This window comes from Sphingobium salicis subsp. salicis (genome assembly GCF_049472635.1).
GTDB classification, from domain to species: domain Bacteria; phylum Pseudomonadota; class Alphaproteobacteria; order Sphingomonadales; family Sphingomonadaceae; genus Sphingobium; species Sphingobium yanoikuyae_A.
On the sequence record NZ_JAYRCS010000001.1, the window covers coordinates 1,019,066 to 1,035,698 of the forward strand.

Consider the following 16,633-nt stretch of genomic DNA (forward strand, 5'->3'; position numbering starts at 1 on the left):
GTCTTTGGGGGGAATAGTGATGAAGCATGGGGTTGCGCGCCTGGCGTTGCTGGCGGGTGGGCTGGCGATGTTGGCGGCTTGTGGTGGTGGCGGGTCCGACAGCGCAGGCACTGCGCCGCCGACGGCGACGCCCACACCCACGCCGACCGCCACCTGTTCGGTGCGGGAGCGGCAGGATTGGGCGGCGGCGACGCTCAAGGAATGGTATCTTTTCCCTGAAACCCTGCCGTCCGCGCTCAGCCCGGCCGGCTATGCCAGTGTCGACAGCTATATCGACGCGCTGACACAGGGCGCGCGGTCGCAGCGGCGGGATCGCTATTTCACCTATCTCACCTCCATCAAGGCGGAGAATGCCTATTATCAGTCGGGGTCGAGCGCCGGCTTCGGCCTGCGCTTCGCAACCGACAGCGGGGCCACCCGCCTGTTCGTCATCGAATCGTTCGAGAACGGCCCGGCGCTCGCCGCCGGCATCGATCGCGGCGCGGAGATATTGGAGATCGGCACCAGCATCACCAACATGCGCAGCGTGTCGTCGCTGTTCGCATCGGGCGGTGCCGATGCTGTGGCCGATGCGATGGGGCCGGACAGTGCCGGCACGACCCGGCTGCTGCGCATCGCCGACGCGAACAGCACCCGCACCGTATCCGTGACCAAGCGCGACTTCGACCTGATGCCGGTATCGAACCGCTATGGCGCGCGGGTGATCGACGATGGCGGCCGCCGCGTCGGCTATGTCAATCTGCGCACCTTCATCCTGTCGGCCGAGCAGCCGCTGCGCGACGCGTTCGCCGGTTTCAAGGCGCAGGGCGTGACCGACATCATCCTCGACCTGCGCTATAATGGCGGCGGCCTCGTCTCGACCGCCAAGGTGCTGGGCGATCTGCTCGGCGGCAACCGGGCGCGCACCGACATCTTCATGCGCATGACCTATCGCCCGGAAAAGAGCGGCCAGAACCAGACCCATTATTTCGAGCCGCTGGCGCAGTCCGTCGCGCCCACCCGCATCGCCTTCATCGGCAGCGGCGGCACGGCATCGGCCAGCGAAGGTGTCATCAACGCCTTCATCCCCTTTCTGGGGCCGCAGGCCGGGCTGATCGGCGCCAACACCTATGGCAAGCCGGTCGGGCAGATCGCGATCGATCGCGAAGCCTGTGACGACCGGTTGCGCGTGGTGGCCTTCGCCACCCAGAACAGCGCGGGCAATGCCGATTATTATGACGGGCTGGCGACCAGCGTGAAGGCCAGTTGCCAGGCCTGGGACGATATCAGCTATCCGCTGGGCGATCCGCGCGAGGCGGCGACCCGGCAGGCGCTGGACTTCATCGCCGGGCGGAGTTGTACGCCGATCGGCGGCGCGGTGGCGACGCTCAGCCGCAAGGCGGTGACGTCGCCGGTGTCCGCCCCGCGCGAATTGCTGGCGCCGCAGCGGCCCAATCCGGCCCAGCGCGAGGTGCCGGGTCTGTTCTGACCGGTCAATCGATCAGGTGGCAGCGCTGACTGCGATCAGCGCTGCTTCTTGGTGATGGTCGCGGTGAAATCGGGATCTTTGTTCGCCACCCAGTCGACGAACTTGCGGATCGGCGGATGGAGCAGCAGGCCTTCCACGTCCATGCCGTGGCGCTGCAATTCGGAATTGGTGAAATTGGCGATCAGCGTCTGCTGGCAGATGCCGTGCATCGGCACGACGTCGCGGCCGCCCCTGCTCTTGGGAACGGGATGGTGCCACACGATGGTCGTGCCCGTTGGACGCCCGCATAGCCAGCAGGGCGGCGGGGGCGGCGCTTCCGCTTCCTCGCGATGTACATCTTCATAAGGGCCATGTTTGGAATATTTGCGGGCCATGTCTCTGCCTGGATTGAAGGAAACTTTGGCCGCTCCCTATCGCAGCCGGCGCGGCAGCGCCACGGCGATCGTCATGGCCGCTTGACTCATTTTGATATTTAGCTAATTATCTCATCATGAGCCAGGTCTTCCGCGCCTTGTCCGATCCGACCCGTCGCCGGGTGCTGCAATTGCTGCGCCAGGGACCGATGAGCGCGGGTGAACTGAGCGACCAGTTCGATGTCTCCAAACCGACCATGTCGGCGCATTTCGCGGTGCTGAAGGAGGCGGATCTGGTCCATGCGGAAAAGGCCGGCAAGTCGGTCATCTATCATCTCAAGCTGTCGGTGCTGGAAGAGGCGCTGCTGGGCTTTGCCCAGTCGTTCGGCATCGGCGTGGAGGCGCCGGATCAGCATCGGGAGAAGGCAGGATGGACAGGGAATTGAAGGCGGGCCTGCTCTGGGGCGGCGGTATCCTGCTGCTGGCGCTGGCCGCCAGTCAGGGGCGCAAGCTCGACTGGCTGGACAGCGACATGGTCACGCGGCTGGTGATCGGCGCCAACGGGTTGATGATCGCCTGGTATGGCAATCGCATGCCCAAGGCTTTTCTGCCTTACGCCTGTGCGCGACAGGTGGCGCGGGTCGGCGGCTGGTCGATGGCGCTCAGTGGCATCATCTATGTCGGCTTCTGGGCGTTCGCGCCGATACCGGTGGCGGTCGTCGGCGGCTGCGTCGCGGTGGGGGTGGGGATGGCCGTGACGATCGGCTATGGCCTCGCCTTGCGCGCTCGGTTGCGGGCTCGCCGCTAGGCCCTTGTTTCGCCTGCCTGGCGGCTTTGTCGCGGGAGCGATTTTGGGGGCTTTGCAGCCGGTTCATGACCTGCTAGGTGCCCCCTTCCACGATCAGATGCGGGCGTGGTGAAACTGGTAGACGCGCCGGACTCAAAATCCGGTTCCGCAAGGAGTGTCGGTTCGATTCCGACCGCCCGCACCAGACCTGCAGCTTCATAGCAGGTGGCCGTCGGATATGTTACTGCACTGGGTCTGGTCGCTGATCCGGGCGGCGCGGTTTTCCTGATCCATGCGGAACAGCGCGAGCGAGACCTTGAGTGTGTCGTAGAAATAGGCGTCCTTGATGCCGATCTCGTAATTCTTGCCCACGACCGGCGACAGCAACTTGTGATTGACGTCGTAATAATTCTGCGGCTTGAAGATGTCAGTATAGCTTACATAGGCCGAATGATGGCTGTCCATATCATAGATCAGGCCGGCATATTTGGTCAGAAGATGATGGACCTCATAGTGGTTGGATAGGTTCCAGCGCGGCTGCGCATCCGAGTAGTCGTACCAGTCCAGGCGCCCGCCCACGATGAGCTTCAGCCCGTTGGCCAGATTTAGCTGGGTTGTTGGATAGGCGTTGAACTCCTTGATGTCGCTGTCCAGCCACGGCAGGATCGTCAGGTTTGGCTTCGCGATCGCGGACGGATCAAAGTTGTAGAGATCGAAGTTGCCGGCCTGAGGCCGCCCTGATTCGTATTGCCGTCGAACTGGATCCGGCGATGCCCGCCTCCCAGAACGAGTTCATGCTCGCGACCGAACAGCTTGAATGGGCCGCTGGCATAGATGCCGTAACTGCTCTGGTTCTCCTCATGCTCGTTCAGGGCGTTGAGCAGGTCATAGGTGCCAACTGTGACGTTCGAACGGATGTAATGGCCAAGCATGTTCAGCTTCGCCCACACTTTGTAGGCTGACAGGTTGACCTTCTACCCGTTGCCGAACCGATGCTCCAGCGACGCGAACAACGAGGTGCTGTCCTTGTCCCAATATTCCCAGCCGCTCGCATAGGAAGTCGAGCGCGGGAGGTCGAGATGGCTGCCGTCGACCGCGACAGGCATTCCGGTAAAGCCGTTGCCGTCCAGATCATCTTCCTGCCGCATCGCGGAAACGCTCAGCGTCGTGCGCGATCCGAAATCCTTCTCGATGATGTCGTATATCATGTTCCGCTTGCTATGCTCGCGGTCGCGGAAGCTTTCCTCGTCATTATAGGTGCCCACGACCCGTGCCCTGAGCGTACCGTCCTGGTCGAGCGGACCACCAATATCCGCCTCGATTCCATAGCGGTTCCAGTTCCCGACATTGCCCGCGATCGAGAATTGCGGTGTCACCGTGGGCCGTTTGCGGACCAGGTTGATCGCTGCCGCAGGGTTGCCGGATCCGATCGTAAGTCCTGCCGCGCCGCGAACGATCTCCACACGATCGTAGATAGCGATATTCGGATCGACCAGGTCCTGTGACAGTTGCGAACTCGAAAGCGTGACCGGCAACCCGTCGAACATAAGGTTGTCGGCGCTCAGGCCGCGTGCATAGAATCGCTGGCGCTGCGGGCCGCTGGTCCAGTAGAACACGCCCGGAACGTTCTGGATGACGTCCTTGAGAGCCAGCGCGCCCTGGTCTTCAATGGCCTGGCGTGTGACCACGGTGACAGACTGAGGAGTTTCGCGGATCGAGAGCGGCAGCTTGGTCGCGGTCGCCATATTTGTGGTCGTATAGGAGCGGGTTCCTTCGGTCGCTGCCGGATCGCTGGTGATGCTGGGCGCAATACCCGCAGAGGTGCCACCTTCACCTTCAACGCGCACCGGCCCCAGCGTGATCGCGCCTGCCGCCGACTGCGGCACCGGTTCCAGAGTGACGGTTGAACCGACGATGCGAAAACTGAGGCCGGTGCCGGCGAGCAACTGGGTAAGCGCCTGCAATGGCGATATCGTGCCCTTTACGGCGCTGGAGGTCCTGCCGTCGACTAAGGAGGCCTGCGTGCTGACCTGCAAGCCGGACTGCTGTCCAAAGGCGGTCACCGCGGTGGCGAGCGGCTGAGCGGGAATGTCGAAACTGCGGGCCGTTTCCTGCGCCTGTGCCGGAGCGGCTGCACCAACCGTCCCAAGGCTGCTCGTCAGCATCAGCGCGGCCAGCGCAGCGCGGCGCAGCCTCTTGCCCCTCGACCTTGCCCCCCCTGAGCCATCAATCAATCTCCTTCGCATTCCGTCTAAAGGAGGCGTCTTACGCTAATGCGTCGTAACACCCCCTCTTACAGGAACAGACGCAGCCGCTCCTGATTTTTCGGAGCGGAACGTGGAGACAGATGCTTTCGTCGCCAGCAAGTTGGATAGGCCACGGAATATAAAAGAGAATAATTTTCGCTTTGCCGATTCGATGGTCAACGGGACGATAGAAGGATCAACCAGGGCGTCACCGTCGATACGGAGCCGCCATAAGCTTGCGTCAAACCCTTCAGCGCCTCTACCAGATTAGCGGCATTGTAGAGCCCGGTTACGCGCTGCCCGTCGAAGCCATCGCTACGCACGATGATGACGCCTGAATACCACGGACGCAGCGCGTCGATGACTTCGCTGGCGGGCCTGTCATGCACAATGATCTGTCGATTGCGCCATGCCGCCACCTGCTCCACCGGACGGCTATCGCGGCTAACCGTTCCATCGAACCCCACGTGGACAGCCTGACCGGGTAACAGTTGTTCAGAAACCGGAGGGGCGGCATGGGTATAATCTACGCGCACCCGGCCACGCGCCAGTTCAGTCGTAACGCCATTGGCATCGATATAGAAGGGCCGTGCCGCATCACGCCGCACGTCGAACCAGGTTTCGCCTTTGAGCAAACGGACCTGGCGATGATTGGTGGCATAAGTGACGGCAATTGCGCTGTGCGGCGCGAGACGCGCGAGGCTGCCGTCCGCCAGTTCCACGTCTTTCGTTTCGGCTCTGCCGGTCAGGTAGTCAGCCTGCACGTGCACCATAAGTGACGGTACGGTGATGACCGCAAGACAGGCTGCCGCCGCACCGATTATCCATGTGCGCGGTTTCGCAAGCCTGCGCTCCGCAGGTTGGGTAGTGCGCGCACCAGTGCGCTTTCGTCGATAGGCAATCCGCCCTTGCGGCAGGACGGGGCGCACTTCGGCTGCTCTCACCGGAGATGTATAGGCGGGCCGCGCCTGAGTAGCTCCTAGATTTCTGGATGCTGTCTATCCTAATTTTGAGGACAGGAGACGACGATGGGGAAGCCCGATTTCAGCGATGAGTTCAAGCGTGATGCGGTGGCCCAGATCACCGAACGCGGGTATCCGGTAGCGGAGGTTTCTGAGAGGCTCGGCGTCAGTCAGCATTCGCTGTATGCCTGGAAGCGGCAACTGGCGCAGGTGGTGTCTGGCGATGCCAGCAAGGATGCCGAGATTCGTCAGTTGAAGCGCGAACTGGCCTGGGTGACCGACATCACCTACATCCGCCCTCTGGAGGGCTTTGCTTATCTGGCTGTCGTGATCGATCTCTATTCCCGCCGTGTGGTGGGCTGGTCGATGCAGAGCAGGCAGACCACCGATGCGGTGCTGCAAGCGCTGCACATGGCGGTATGGCGGCGCAAGCCGAAGCAATGGGTGCTGATCCATTCGGATCAGGGCTCGCAGTTCACCAGCATGGACTGGGCGGCCTTCATCCGGGCTCACAATCTTGAGCACTCGATGAGCCGCCGTGGCAACTGCCATGACAACGCGGTGGCTGAAAGCTTCTTCTCCTCGCTCAAGCGTGAGCGCATTCGGCGCCGGACTTACAAAACACGCGATGAAGCCCGGCAGGACGTGTTCGATTACATCGAGATGTTCGTCCGCAAGCAGGTCAGGAACGGGATGCTGTCCCCCGCACAGTTCGAACGGCAGCAGATTTTGAAAGCAGAAGGCGTCTAGAAAACTAGGGGCTACTCAGTCGGCATCCAGGGCCGGGCACGCTATTATGGCGCCTGGACCGATGTCAGCGGCAATGCGACCGGCGACCTCTATCAGCGCTTTGGATCGATGGTGCTGTTCGACCTGTCGGCCAGCGTCCAGGTCACGTCCAACATCTCGATCCGGGGCGGGGCGGAGAATATCTTCAACGCCTATCCCGACGAGGCGACCAACCAGGCGGTGCGCGGCCTCATCTACTCGCGCAACGCGCCCTATGACACGGACGGCGGCCAATATTATGTCCGCTTGGGCCTGACCTTCTGATCGGCTAGGCACGGAACATGGAAATCAGCCGCAGGCAGATGATGATCGGGGCGGCCGTCGTGCCGGTTGCAGGGCGGGCCGCCGTCCTGCCGACAGGTTCGGCCCGGCCCGATGACGAAGCATATTGGGCCGGGATCGCGGCCCAATATGATATCACCCCTGACGTCATCCAGCTGGAAAATGGCAATTGGGGGATGATGGCCCGGCCGGTGCTGGACCGCTATGAAACGGCCGTGCGCCGGGTCAATCGCGAGACCAGCTATTATGCCCGGCGCGGCCTGACCCCCGACCTGATCGCCGTGCGCGATCGGGTCGCGGCGAAGATGGGCGTTGCCCCTCAGGAAATCGCCTTCACCCGCAATGCGACGGAGGCGCTGAAGGCGTTGATCGGCGGCTATAACCGGCTGCGGCCGGGTGATGCCGTGCTTCAGGCCGATCTCGATTATGACAGCATGCAGGCCTGTTTTGATACGCTCAAGCGCAGCCGGGGCGTGGACGTGGTGCGGATCGCGCTGCCCGAACCGGCCACGCATCAGGGGCTGATCGACACCTATGAAGCGGCGTTGAAAGTCAATCCGAAGATCCGCCTGATCCTGCTCGCCCATCTCAGCCATCGCACCGGCCTGGTCATTCCGGTGAAGGAAATCGTGGCGATGGCGCGGGCGCGCGGCGTCGACGCGATCGTCGATGCGGCGCATAGCTGGGGCCAGCTGGATTTCCGGCCGGCCGATCTCGACGCGGATTTCATCGGCTTCAACCTGCACAAATGGTGGGGCGCGCCGCTGGGCGTGGGCGTCATCTATATCCGACAGGCCAGGCTCGACCTGATCGATCCGGACAGTGCCAACAGCCCGCCCTTTGCCGCCAGTAGCTATTCACGCGTGCATATCGGCACGGTGGACTTCGCGGCGCGGCTGCGCCATCTGCGCGATCTGTGGGCGGAAGAACTGCGCGACGTGAAGGGGCTGGAGATATTGACGCCGGCCGATCCACGCCTGCACGGCGGCATCACGTCGTTCCGTCTGGCGAGGCGGACGAGCGTGCAAGACAATATGGCGGTCGCCAAACGCCTGCTGGACGAACATCGGATTTTCACGGTGCATCGCGATGGGCCTGCCAGCGGCGCCTGTGTGAGGGGCACGCCTGCCTTGTTCAATAGCGCCGCCGATGATGACGCGTTGGTGAAAGCGATCCGGTCGATCCTGCCTTAATCGTCCTGCGCTACGGCGGATAGAGAGCGCTGAGTGGCTCTCGGATCAGGTCCGGGATGAGGGGGATTGCATAGGCAGCTTTTTGAAAATCGCGATAGTGGAAACGGTGGCTTGAAATGGTCGGCTTCCGACCCCACTGCGCCCCAATCGGACCTGCTCGCCAACAGCCGTTACGAAGAAGCCAGATCCGCGGCGGCCCTCCGTTCCCATGCATCAGCCCCTTGCCGGCGCGCGAGCGTGATGGCGTTATCCAGGGAGGATTTCGCGGTTGCGCTGTCGAGGAGTCCGATTGCGATCCTGGCTTTGATCCGCAACAATTCGGGCATCAGGCATTGTTCGCCATTTGCCTCGCATCGCCGGATGGTGGCGTCGATCACCTTGCCAGCCTCTGTGAAACGCGTGTCGAGCATCATGCCTTGCGCCAGTGCGATGGAAAAAGGCGTCGTCAGCAGATCATAACGGGCAGTGCGCAGCCGGACGAGGCATTGCTCGATGGCGCCCAGTGCGTTGCCGCCTGCTTCTCCGCGCAGGATTGCGAACTCGCCGGCAAATCCGCTGGCTGCGGCGATATAGGGGCCTAGGGCATTGGCTTCGGCACAGTCGGCAAAGGTGGCGAGCGTCTCCTCCGCGGCAGCAAAGTCCCTCATCCAGCTATGGATCGACAGCGACCAGATCAGCGCGATGCAGAGTGTCACGGGATGATTGAGAGTCGCGGCGTCCTCGACGGCCTGGCGCGCCAGCGCCTTGGCCCGTCGTTCGTCACCGGTCAGCCAGAGCGTGCGGGCCAGTGCGATGATGGAGCGATTGCGATGGTCGAAGCCATAGCGCACCGTCTGGCTGCGCAGCGATTGGGGAGCATGGGCCAGGGATATTTCCAGATCGGTGCGCGCCTGTATCTGGTCGCCGGCCAGATGGTGCGAAATGCCTGACAGCGAATAGGCGACGCCGATGGCTTCATCCTCGCCGACCGCCTCGGCCACCTGGATTGCCCGCGCGGCGTGATCCATCGCGGCCTGATATTCGCCGATCCGCTCATGAAAAATGTGCAGTCGGCCAAGAATGCGCAGTTCGCTCCAGTGATCGTCCAGCAGCCGGGCGATTTCCAGCGCGCGGTCGAGCGCCTTGCCGGCTTCCGGCCGATTGCCACGGGTGAACATCAGCGCGATGGCGAGCGCGCCCTGCAATTCCAGCTCGATCGCGGTGCCGCGTTCGCTGTCCATCATTTCGGCCAGCGCCCGGCTGCACCAGTTGCGGCATTCGATCAGATGCGAGAGATTGAGGAAGACCGGCGCACTGGCAGCGGCAAGGCGCACGGCGATGCGCCGATCGCCCTTTTCACCAAAGGCCCAATCGAGCGCGCTGCGGATATTGCCCAGTTGCTGCCGCAAGGGGCGCTGATCCTGAAGGACGTCATCTTCCTGCGCCAGCAGGGCTTCCAGTTCCGCCAGATAATAGGCGGCATGGCGCCGGGCATTGGCATTAACCTCGGCCTGTCCACGGGTAAGCAGATGTTGGCGCCCATGAGCACGGGTCATTTCTAGGAGGCGATAGGTACCCGCGCCACGCATCCGGTTGGGCGCGATCAGCGACTTGGCAACCAGTTGATCGACGGCGGCGGCAATATCGTCCGCGCCCACCAGCGCGTCGGCAACCACCGCCAGCGCGGCGTCGATCGAGAAGGGGCCGACGAAGATGGCCAGCCGCTCCAGCACGATCCGCTCGACATCGGACAGAAGATCATAGCTCCAGTCGAGCGTCGCCTGCAATGTTTGCTGACGCGGCAGGGCGGTGCGTCGCCCCGGCCACATCAGGCTGAAGCGTTCCCCCAGTTGGCGGGCCGTCGCCTCCAGCCCATGGGTCGCGGCGCGCACGGCCGCCAGTTCGATCGGCAAGGCCATGCCGCCCAGCCGCGCGCAGAGATCCCCGATCAGGCGCGCGTCACCCTCATCGACCCGAAACTGGCTGTCGGCCGCGCGCGCCCGTTCCAGGAATAGCTCGATCGCGGGATAGGCGCGCAACTGTGCCAACGTCAGAGCTTCTCTATCGTCGGGATAGCCGAGCGCGTCGAGACGATGGACATGTTCGCCGCGGACGCGCAGCGGCTCACGCGAGGTGGCGAGGATGCGCACTTGCGGCGCAGCGTCGATGATATGTTCGACCAGTTCAGCTGTGGGGGCGATCAGATGCTCGCAATTGTCGAGCAGCAGCAGAAAGGATTGATCGCGCAGATGGCCCAGGATCACCGCCAGCGGATCGTCGCTCTGCACGGTCAGGCCCATGGCGCCGGCGATCATCGGCCGCACCAGGCCAGGATTTTCCAACATGCTGAAATCGACAAAGGCGACGCGATTGGCGAATTGCGGGGCGAGGGCGTGGCCGATCTCGATCGCCAGCGACGTCTTGCCGACCCCGCCAGCGCCGACGATGGTGAAGAGCGGCGTGTCCATGACCCGGTCCTGCAACAGCGCTAGGTCTTCCGTCCGGCCGATAAGGTGCGGCAGGCGCGGCGGGATATTATGCGTCGGTGCGAGCGGGGCAGGGGCGGTCGTCACGGTCTGACCCGTCTCCGGCCCCTGCACCGCGACCGGAGCGACGAAGGCATAGCCGACCCCAACCTGGGTCGCGATATAGCGTGCGCCGTCGGTGCCTTCGCCCAGCAGCTTGCGCAGGCCCGCCATGTGGAAGCGCAGGCTGCCATCCTCGACCACGACATCGGGCCAGACCCGCTTCAACAGGTCGCGTTTGGAAAGGATCTGCCCTGGTTGTTCGGTCAGTACCACCAGCAGGTCGAAGGAGCGGCCGCCAATCTCGACCGGGACACCATCGCGGGTAAGCAGCCGTTCGGCCGGTAGCAGCGCGAAGGGGCCGAAGCTGCGCCGTTCGCCCAGAAGCTGCCTGTCTCCGTCCGCCACGCTCGCACCGTCCCATTTCCGGCGACGCTCGCGCCGCTGTCTGCTGCATTGCCATATCGTTAGCGAAAGGCAACGACCAGTAGGGTGGCGAGTGATGGACCGGGAAATCAGCCGAAGGTGAAGGAATAGGCTCTGGCCCCCGGCCGGGCGAACTGGATGGCGATGGTGCGATCACGAATGGGGCCGTTCTGGCGGACAAGCTGGTAGAGCCGGTCGTCCCGCACTTCGCCCCAGCCCTGCGCATTGGTATCGGCGCCATGGCTGGCACCGGGCGCCGCGCCGTCGATCGTCACGCGGAAACGGATCGGGTGGCCATCAGGTGCGCCGCCCAGGACCAGATGCGCGTCGCGCGCATGGAAGCGATAGCGCAGCGTGCCATTGGGCGCATCCAGGCGGGAAAATTCCGATCCGACGGTCCAGTCGCCGGACAGATCCCACCCGCCCAGCGGCAGATCGGTTGTCGCGTTGTAGCTTGCGGTCGCATCCCGGCGCAGGCCGCCGGGCGACCGGAAGCCGGTTGCCTTGTCATGGCCCAGATAGGCTTCGCCCGATGCCAGATTGCGCCAGTCTGCCGGCGCCTCGATCCCGCTGCCCTGGATTGGCGTCACGGGAATGGCCGCAGGATCGTGACCGGCCTCGGCCAGCAGGCGACGGATCAATTGTTCGGACTCGGCATAATCGCCCTCGCCGACGCGATAGCCGCGCACCTGTCCCTTGGCGTCGATGAAATAGAAGCCGGGCCAGCCCTGATTGCCGAACGCCTGCCAGACGGCATAGTCATTGTCCTGAAGATTGGGATAGCCCACGCCCAACCGGGCGGTGGCCTGACGGACCTTGGCAGGATCATGCTCGAACCGGAATTCGGGCGCATGGACGCCGACCACGACCAGCCCCTTGTCACCATAGCGTTCCTGCCAGGCGCGCAGATAGGGCAGGGCGCGCAGCGAGTTGATGCAGGAATAGGTCCAGAAATTCACCAGCACCACCTTTCCGCGCAGGGAGGCCACGCCACCCGGCACGGGCGTCAGCCAGGGGCCTGCATGATCGAGCACGTCAATGGCCTTTCGAGGGGTGCCGAACGGCGCGGCAAGGGAAGGGGCTGCGCGGATCGCATCGGCGCAGCAGGCGATGGTAGTGGCTCCGGCTGCCAGCAGGGTGGCGGCGATGAAGCGGATCGAACGGGTTCTGGTCATGGCGGGCGGCCTTGTGGTTGCTCTCTTGCCCGCAATGTAGCGCCCGGTCGCGCGGATGCCTGTTAGGCCCTGTGCGGGCGTGTTAGTTAGCGGCGGCGGTGCGAGCGGCAGATCGCATTTGCAACGGCTAACGCCCCATCATCCCAACTAACGGGCGTTCCGCGCACGCTCCTCTATCTCCGGGACCATGACTTCCCGGATCGAGGAAATGAACATGACGGAACCCCATTCGACATCACGCCGCCGGTTCATGGCAGGTGCTGCATTGGCAGGCGCGGCCGGCGCCATGCCGTCCGCGCTGCGTGCCGCGATCGACGACACGGCTGTTCGGCCGTTTCGTGTCGCTATCCCCCAGGCGGACATCGCAACGATGAAGCAGCGCATCGCCGAAACCCGCTGGGCCGATCCCCAGCCGGTCGCTGATGACAGTCAGGGCGTGCGTCGCCAGACGCTGGAACCGCTGATGCGCTACTGGGCGGACGCTTATGACTGGCGCCGGGTCGAGGCGCAGCTCAATGCGCTGCCGATGTTCATGACCCGGATCGACGGGCTCGACATCCAGTTCATCCACATCCGTTCGCGCCATGCCGGCGCCTTACCCATGATCCTGACCCATGGCTGGCCGGGGTCGATCCTGGAATTTCTGAAGGTCATTGGCCCACTGACCGATCCGACCGCGCATGGCGGCACGGCGGACGACGCCTTCCATCTCGTCATTCCTTCGATCCCCGGCTTTGGCTTTTCCGAAAAGCCCCGCGTGCCGGGCTGGGGATCCGACCATATCGGTCGGGCCTGGTCAGTGCTGATGCGGCGGCTGGGTTATGACCGCTATGTCAGCCAGGGCGGCGATTGCGGATCGGTGATCTCGCAGCGCATGGCGTTGCAGCATGTGCCGGGCCTGATCGGCATCCATCTCAACATGCCGGCCGTCGTGCCGGCGGAGATTGCCCATATTCTTGCCGCCGGCGATCCGCCGCCCGCCACCTTGAGCGCGCCGGAACGCCGGGCCTTCGACCAGCTTGCCGCCTTCTACCGCGACAATGCCGCCTATGCCGCGATGATGAACACGCGGCCGCAGACGATCGGCTATGCGCTGGTGGACTCGCCGGTCGGCATGGCGGCGTGGATGTATGAGAAGATCGCGCAATGGACTTATAGCGACGGCCAGCCCGAAAAGCTGCTGGGCCGCGATGCCATCCTCGACGATCTTTCGCTCTACTGGCTGACCGGCACTGGCGCCTCGGCCGCCCGGATCTATTGGGAAGATCATAGCAATAATTTCAACGCGCGTGGCGTCATCGACCTGCCGGTCGCGATCAGCGTCTTCCCCGGCGAGATTTTCCGTGCGCCCAGAAGCTGGGCCGAGCGCTGCTACAGCCGGCTCCATTATTTCAACGAGGTGGCCGATGGCGGCCATTTCGCCGCCTGGGAACAGCCGATGCTGTTCGCACGGGAACTGCGCGCCGCCTTCCGCTCGCTGCGCTGAACCCCATCAGTAATAGGAGACTTGCCATGTCCGACACCAAGACGCTCTACACCGCCCAGGTCCATGTGACCGGTGGACGCGAAGGCCACGCCCGCAGTTCCGATGGTCGCCTTGACCTCCCCCTTTCCACGCCCGGCGGACCGGGGCAGGGGACCAATCCCGAACAATTGTTCGCGGCCGGCTGGTCCGCCTGTTTCGAAGGCGCGATGGCGATCGCTGCGAAGGCAAAGGGTGTGACCCTGCCGGACGATCTGGCGATCGATGCGGCGGTGTCGCTGCGCCATGGCGACGAAGGCTATTCGCTTGCCGCCCGGCTCAATGTCTCGGTGCCCGGCCTCGCGCCCGACATGGCACGGCAGATCATCGAGCAGGCGCACCGCACCTGCCCCTATTCCAAGGCGATCAAGGGCAACATCGATGCCCTGGTCACGCTTGTCTGAAACCCCGAACCTCAGGAGATTTGACATGCGGACTCTCATCATGGGCGCATTGCTGGCGGGGCTTGCCGCAGGCAATGCCCAGGCCCAGCCGGTCAAGCCGACCATCATCCTCGTCCATGGCGCCTTTGCCGACAGTTCCAGCTGGAACGGGGTGATCCCCTTCCTTGAACAGGATGGCTATCGGGTCGTCGCCGCGCCCAATCCGCTGCGCGGCGTGCGGGCCGACGCCGATGTCGTGGCCGATCTGGTTCGCAGCATTGCGGGGCCAGTGATCCTGGTCGGCCATTCCTATGGCGGGTCGGTGATCAGCGAGGCGGCGGCTGGCCACGCCAATGTGAAGGGGCTGGTCTATGTCGCCGCCTTTGCGCCGGACGTCGGCGAAACCGCCGTCGGCCTGACCGGCAAATTCCCCGGCAGCACGCTTGGACCGGCACTGGCGCCGCCGGTCTCGCTCGGTACGGGAGGCAAGGATCTCTATATCCTGCAGGCCCGCTTCCATGACCAGTTCGCCGCCGACGTGCCGCCAGCCGAAGCGCGGCTGATGGCGGCGGGCCAGCGACCGATCGCCGAGGCCGCCCTGTCGGAAGCAGCGACCCAGGCGGCGTGGAAGACCGTGCCGTCCTGGTTCATCTATGGCGACGCCGACCGCAACATCCCGCCCGCCGCCATGGCCTTCATGGCGCAGCGTGCAGCGGCGCGGCAGAGCGTGGTGATCCGCGGCGCATCGCATGTCGTAATGGTGTCGCACGCACCCGAAGTCGCCCGACTGATCGAGAAGGCGGCGACTGCGGACTGACAACGGGGATCATGCCGGCTCACAGCAGATCACAGCGATTAACAGGCGCATCGCCGGCGACGCGCCTATCAGGAAACCGTCGCCGTGAGTGCCGGCCAGTTTGGGGCCGGTTCAGCCCATGGATGGGAGAATGATGATGCGTCAGGATATTGCAGACCCGGCTCGCCGGGATTTCGTTCGCGTCGCCGCCGCCATGGCCGCGACGCTGGTGGCTGGCGGGTCGGCTGGCCGGGCGTTTGCCGCTCCGGTTGCCGGTGCGAACCCGCCTGCGCTGGGACCAATCCGCCAGATCGACGCCGGCGTGCTCAATATCGGCTATGTCGACATGGGGCCGCGCGATGGCGCGCCGATCCTGCTGTTCCATGGCTGGCCATACGACATCCATGCCTTTGCCGAGGTCGCGCCGCTGCTGGTGACGCAGGGGCATCGGGTCATCATCCCGCATCTGCGCGGCCATGGCAGCACCGTCTTCCGCGGCGCCGCCACCCCGCGCAATGCACAGCAGGCGGCGCTGGGCGCGGATGGCATCGCGCTGATGGATGCGCTGGGCATCCGCCAAGCGGTGGTGGCCGGCTTCGACTGGGGCGCGCGCACGGCGGACATCATGGCGGCGCTGTGGCCTGAACGGTGCAAGGCGCTGGTGTCGGTCAGCGGCTATCTGATCGGCAGCCAGGCAGCCAATGCCAAGCCGCTGCCGCCAGCCGCCGAACTGCAATGGTGGTATCAATATTATTTCGCGACGGAGCGCGGCAAGGCCGGCTATGCCGCCAATACCAACGCCTTCAACAAGCAGATCTGGCAATTGGCGTCGCCGCGCTGGGCGTTTGACGATGCGACCTTTGCCCGGTCGGCCGCCTCCTTCGTCAATCCCGATCATGTCGCTATCGTCATCCACAATTATCGCTGGCGGCTGGGCCTGGCCGAAGGCGAGCCGCAATATGATGGACTGGAAGCGAAACTGGCCGCCGGCCCGTCGGTAACGATCCCCGCGATCACGATGGAAGGTGATGCCAACGGCGCGCCGCATCCCGATCCGGCCGCCTATCGCGCGAAGTTCGCGGGCGTTTATGACCATCGGCTGATCGACGGGGGCATCGGCCATAATCTGCCGCAGGAGGCGCCGGCTGCCTTTGCGAAAGCGGTGCTCGACGCCGCACGCATGGCCGGATGAAGGAGCCAAGCGATGAGACGGATCGGCACTTTGGCTCTGGGCATGGCGGCATTGCTGCTGGGCGGATCGGTGGTCTTCGCCGGTCCGGCCCGTGAGACGCAGGCTTCTCCCATTTATGGCGTACAGCTGCCCAAGGGCTATCGTGATTGGAAACTGATCAGCGTGGCGCAGGAAAATGGCAGGAATGACGATATCCGCGCGATCCTTGGCAATGCCATTGCGGTGAAGGCCTTTCGCGATGGCAAGCGGCCTTTTCCCGATGGCGCGGTGATCGTCCGGTTGGCCTGGCGTTATCAGGCCTCACCGCGCAACGATGCGGTGTTTCCCGCCCCGCAATCCTTCGTCGCCGGCGCGCCGACCAATGTGCAGGTCAGCGTCAAGGATGCGAAGCGCTATGCCGCGACCGGCGGTTGGGGCTATGGCCAGTTCGAGGGCGGTCGACCCAATCCCGACCCGGCCGTGGTGCAGAGCTGCTTTGCCTGTCACCAGAAGCTGGAGCGGCTGGAGAAGGGCAAGGATTTCGTCTTCACCGACTATGCGGAATAAGGGGCGGCC

18 protein-coding genes and 1 tRNA gene are annotated in these 16,633 nt (G+C 64.0%); 12 read left to right on the top strand and 7 right to left on the bottom strand.

Features of this window, described 5'->3' with window-relative positions:
• Positions 1-19 precede the first annotated feature (19 nt).
• Positions 20-1,468, top strand: a complete 1,449-nt coding sequence (locus VHN57_RS05000; protein WP_278987382.1) for a S41 family peptidase — start codon at positions 20-22, stop codon at positions 1,466-1,468.
• A gap of 35 nt (positions 1,469-1,503) precedes the next feature.
• Here the strand turns inward: VHN57_RS05000 and VHN57_RS05005 are convergent, their stop codons facing one another.
• Positions 1,504-1,842, bottom strand: a complete 339-nt coding sequence (locus tag VHN57_RS05005; protein ID WP_017503721.1) for a hypothetical protein — start codon at positions 1,840-1,842, stop codon at positions 1,504-1,506.
• A 116-nt stretch (positions 1,843-1,958) separates the two neighbouring features.
• On the opposite strand from VHN57_RS05005, the gene VHN57_RS05010 reads away from it, so the two are divergent.
• The 3 genes from VHN57_RS05010 (at position 1,959) to VHN57_RS05020 (ending at position 2,813) form a co-directional block, all read left to right on the top strand.
• Positions 1,959-2,267 (top strand): autorepressor SdpR family transcription factor, encoded by a 309-nt coding sequence (locus tag VHN57_RS05010; protein WP_004212039.1) that lies wholly within the window; start codon positions 1,959-1,961, stop codon positions 2,265-2,267.
• Positions 2,252-2,629, top strand: coding sequence for an ammonium transporter (locus tag VHN57_RS05015; RefSeq protein ID WP_278987384.1), 378 nt, complete (start codon positions 2,252-2,254; stop codon positions 2,627-2,629). Before VHN57_RS05010 ends, VHN57_RS05015 begins: the two co-directional genes overlap by 16 nt.
• Positions 2,630-2,728: 99 nt before the next feature.
• Positions 2,729-2,813 (top strand) — tRNA-Leu (locus VHN57_RS05020).
• 11 nt (positions 2,814-2,824) lie between these two features.
• On the opposite strand, the gene VHN57_RS05025 is transcribed toward VHN57_RS05020, so the two are convergent.
• The 4 genes from VHN57_RS05025 to VHN57_RS05040 all read right to left on the bottom strand — a co-directional run bounded on the left by VHN57_RS05025 (position 2,825) and on the right by VHN57_RS05040 (position 5,783).
• Entirely contained in the window at positions 2,825-3,295 is a 471-nt protein-coding gene (locus VHN57_RS05025) for a TonB-dependent receptor domain-containing protein (protein WP_423285979.1), read from the bottom strand.
• Positions 3,277-3,558 (bottom strand): hypothetical protein, encoded by a 282-nt coding sequence (locus tag VHN57_RS05030; RefSeq protein ID WP_423282971.1) that lies wholly within the window; start codon positions 3,556-3,558, stop codon positions 3,277-3,279. Before VHN57_RS05030 ends, VHN57_RS05025 begins: the two co-directional genes overlap by 19 nt.
• Before the next feature lie 24 nt (positions 3,559-3,582).
• Positions 3,583-4,773, bottom strand: a complete 1,191-nt coding sequence (locus tag VHN57_RS05035) for a TonB-dependent siderophore receptor (protein ID WP_287430925.1) — start codon at positions 4,771-4,773, stop codon at positions 3,583-3,585.
• Positions 4,774-5,030: 257 nt separating this feature from the next.
• On the bottom strand, positions 5,031-5,783 hold the full coding sequence (locus VHN57_RS05040; RefSeq protein ID WP_287430926.1) for a FecR family protein: 753 nt from the start codon (positions 5,781-5,783) through the stop codon (positions 5,031-5,033).
• A gap of 99 nt (positions 5,784-5,882) precedes the next feature.
• Here VHN57_RS05040 and VHN57_RS05045 point away from each other — a divergent pair, with 99 nt between their 5' ends.
• From VHN57_RS05045 to VHN57_RS05055, 3 genes are all read left to right on the top strand, one after another.
• A complete protein-coding gene (locus tag VHN57_RS05045; protein ID WP_423282973.1) occupies positions 5,883-6,566 on the top strand; it encodes an IS3 family transposase in 684 nt (227 codons plus the stop codon).
• A 108-nt stretch (positions 6,567-6,674) separates the two neighbouring features.
• Positions 6,675-6,869: a hypothetical protein gene (locus VHN57_RS05050; RefSeq protein ID WP_353844029.1), complete on the top strand. Its 195-nt coding sequence runs from the start codon at positions 6,675-6,677 to the stop codon at positions 6,867-6,869.
• A 17-nt stretch (positions 6,870-6,886) separates the two neighbouring features.
• Complete coding sequence (locus VHN57_RS05055; protein WP_423282975.1) at positions 6,887-8,080, top strand: aminotransferase class V-fold PLP-dependent enzyme; 1,194 nt, start codon at positions 6,887-6,889, stop codon at positions 8,078-8,080.
• 170 nt (positions 8,081-8,250) lie between these two features.
• Here VHN57_RS05055 and VHN57_RS05060 read toward each other — a convergent pair whose 3' ends face one another.
• Together VHN57_RS05060 and VHN57_RS05065 are read right to left on the bottom strand one after the other, a co-directional pair.
• Complete coding sequence (locus tag VHN57_RS05060) at positions 8,251-10,992, bottom strand: ATP-binding protein (protein WP_278986498.1); 2,742 nt, start codon at positions 10,990-10,992, stop codon at positions 8,251-8,253.
• A 107-nt stretch (positions 10,993-11,099) separates the two neighbouring features.
• The gene (locus VHN57_RS05065) at positions 11,100-12,185 is read right to left on the bottom strand and encodes a redoxin family protein (RefSeq protein WP_278986500.1); all 1,086 of its coding nucleotides are present in this window, start codon (positions 12,183-12,185) and stop codon (positions 11,100-11,102) included.
• A 214-nt stretch (positions 12,186-12,399) separates the two neighbouring features.
• On the opposite strand from VHN57_RS05065, the gene VHN57_RS05070 reads away from it, so the two are divergent.
• The 5 genes from VHN57_RS05070 to VHN57_RS05090 all read left to right on the top strand — a co-directional run bounded on the left by VHN57_RS05070 (position 12,400) and on the right by VHN57_RS05090 (position 16,624).
• A complete protein-coding gene (locus VHN57_RS05070; RefSeq protein WP_278986501.1) occupies positions 12,400-13,671 on the top strand; it encodes an epoxide hydrolase family protein in 1,272 nt (423 codons plus the stop codon).
• 26 nt (positions 13,672-13,697) lie between these two features.
• The gene (locus tag VHN57_RS05075) at positions 13,698-14,111 is read left to right on the top strand and encodes an organic hydroperoxide resistance protein (protein ID WP_278986502.1); all 414 of its coding nucleotides are present in this window, start codon (positions 13,698-13,700) and stop codon (positions 14,109-14,111) included.
• 25 nt (positions 14,112-14,136) lie between these two features.
• The gene (locus VHN57_RS05080; RefSeq protein ID WP_278986505.1) at positions 14,137-14,907 is read left to right on the top strand and encodes an alpha/beta fold hydrolase; all 771 of its coding nucleotides are present in this window, start codon (positions 14,137-14,139) and stop codon (positions 14,905-14,907) included.
• A gap of 136 nt (positions 14,908-15,043) precedes the next feature.
• The gene (locus VHN57_RS05085; RefSeq protein WP_278986513.1) at positions 15,044-16,078 is read left to right on the top strand and encodes an alpha/beta fold hydrolase; all 1,035 of its coding nucleotides are present in this window, start codon (positions 15,044-15,046) and stop codon (positions 16,076-16,078) included.
• 12 nt (positions 16,079-16,090) lie between these two features.
• The gene (locus VHN57_RS05090) at positions 16,091-16,624 is read left to right on the top strand and encodes a cytochrome P460 family protein (RefSeq protein ID WP_278986506.1); all 534 of its coding nucleotides are present in this window, start codon (positions 16,091-16,093) and stop codon (positions 16,622-16,624) included.
• Positions 16,625-16,633: the final 9 nt, after the last annotated feature.

Excerpts from the sequence above, each read along its gene's own strand:
- VHN57_RS05015 (WP_278987384.1), top strand. The coding sequence starts at position 2,252 with ATGGACAGGGAATTGAAGGCGGGCCTGCTCTGGGGCGGCGGTATCCTG.
- VHN57_RS05050 (WP_353844029.1), top strand. The coding sequence starts at position 6,675 with ATGGTGCTGTTCGACCTGTCGGCCAGCGTCCAGGTCACGTCCAACATC.
- VHN57_RS05000 (WP_278987382.1), top strand. The coding sequence starts at position 20 with ATGAAGCATGGGGTTGCGCGCCTGGCGTTGCTGGCGGGTGGGCTGGCG.
- VHN57_RS05080 (WP_278986505.1), top strand. The coding sequence starts at position 14,137 with ATGCGGACTCTCATCATGGGCGCATTGCTGGCGGGGCTTGCCGCAGGC.
- VHN57_RS05055 (WP_423282975.1), top strand. The coding sequence starts at position 6,887 with ATGGAAATCAGCCGCAGGCAGATGATGATCGGGGCGGCCGTCGTGCCG.
- VHN57_RS05045 (WP_423282973.1), top strand. The coding sequence starts at position 5,883 with ATGGGGAAGCCCGATTTCAGCGATGAGTTCAAGCGTGATGCGGTGGCC.
- VHN57_RS05075 (WP_278986502.1), top strand. The coding sequence starts at position 13,698 with ATGTCCGACACCAAGACGCTCTACACCGCCCAGGTCCATGTGACCGGT.
- VHN57_RS05035 (WP_287430925.1), bottom strand. The coding sequence starts at position 4,773 with ATGCTGACGAGCAGCCTTGGGACGGTTGGTGCAGCCGCTCCGGCACAG.
- VHN57_RS05085 (WP_278986513.1), top strand. The coding sequence starts at position 15,044 with ATGCGTCAGGATATTGCAGACCCGGCTCGCCGGGATTTCGTTCGCGTC.
- VHN57_RS05090 (WP_278986506.1), top strand. The coding sequence starts at position 16,091 with ATGAGACGGATCGGCACTTTGGCTCTGGGCATGGCGGCATTGCTGCTG.
- VHN57_RS05070 (WP_278986501.1), top strand. The coding sequence starts at position 12,400 with ATGACGGAACCCCATTCGACATCACGCCGCCGGTTCATGGCAGGTGCT.
- VHN57_RS05065 (WP_278986500.1), bottom strand. The coding sequence starts at position 12,185 with ATGACCAGAACCCGTTCGATCCGCTTCATCGCCGCCACCCTGCTGGCA.
- VHN57_RS05005 (WP_017503721.1), bottom strand. The coding sequence starts at position 1,842 with ATGGCCCGCAAATATTCCAAACATGGCCCTTATGAAGATGTACATCGC.
- VHN57_RS05010 (WP_004212039.1), top strand. The coding sequence starts at position 1,959 with ATGAGCCAGGTCTTCCGCGCCTTGTCCGATCCGACCCGTCGCCGGGTG.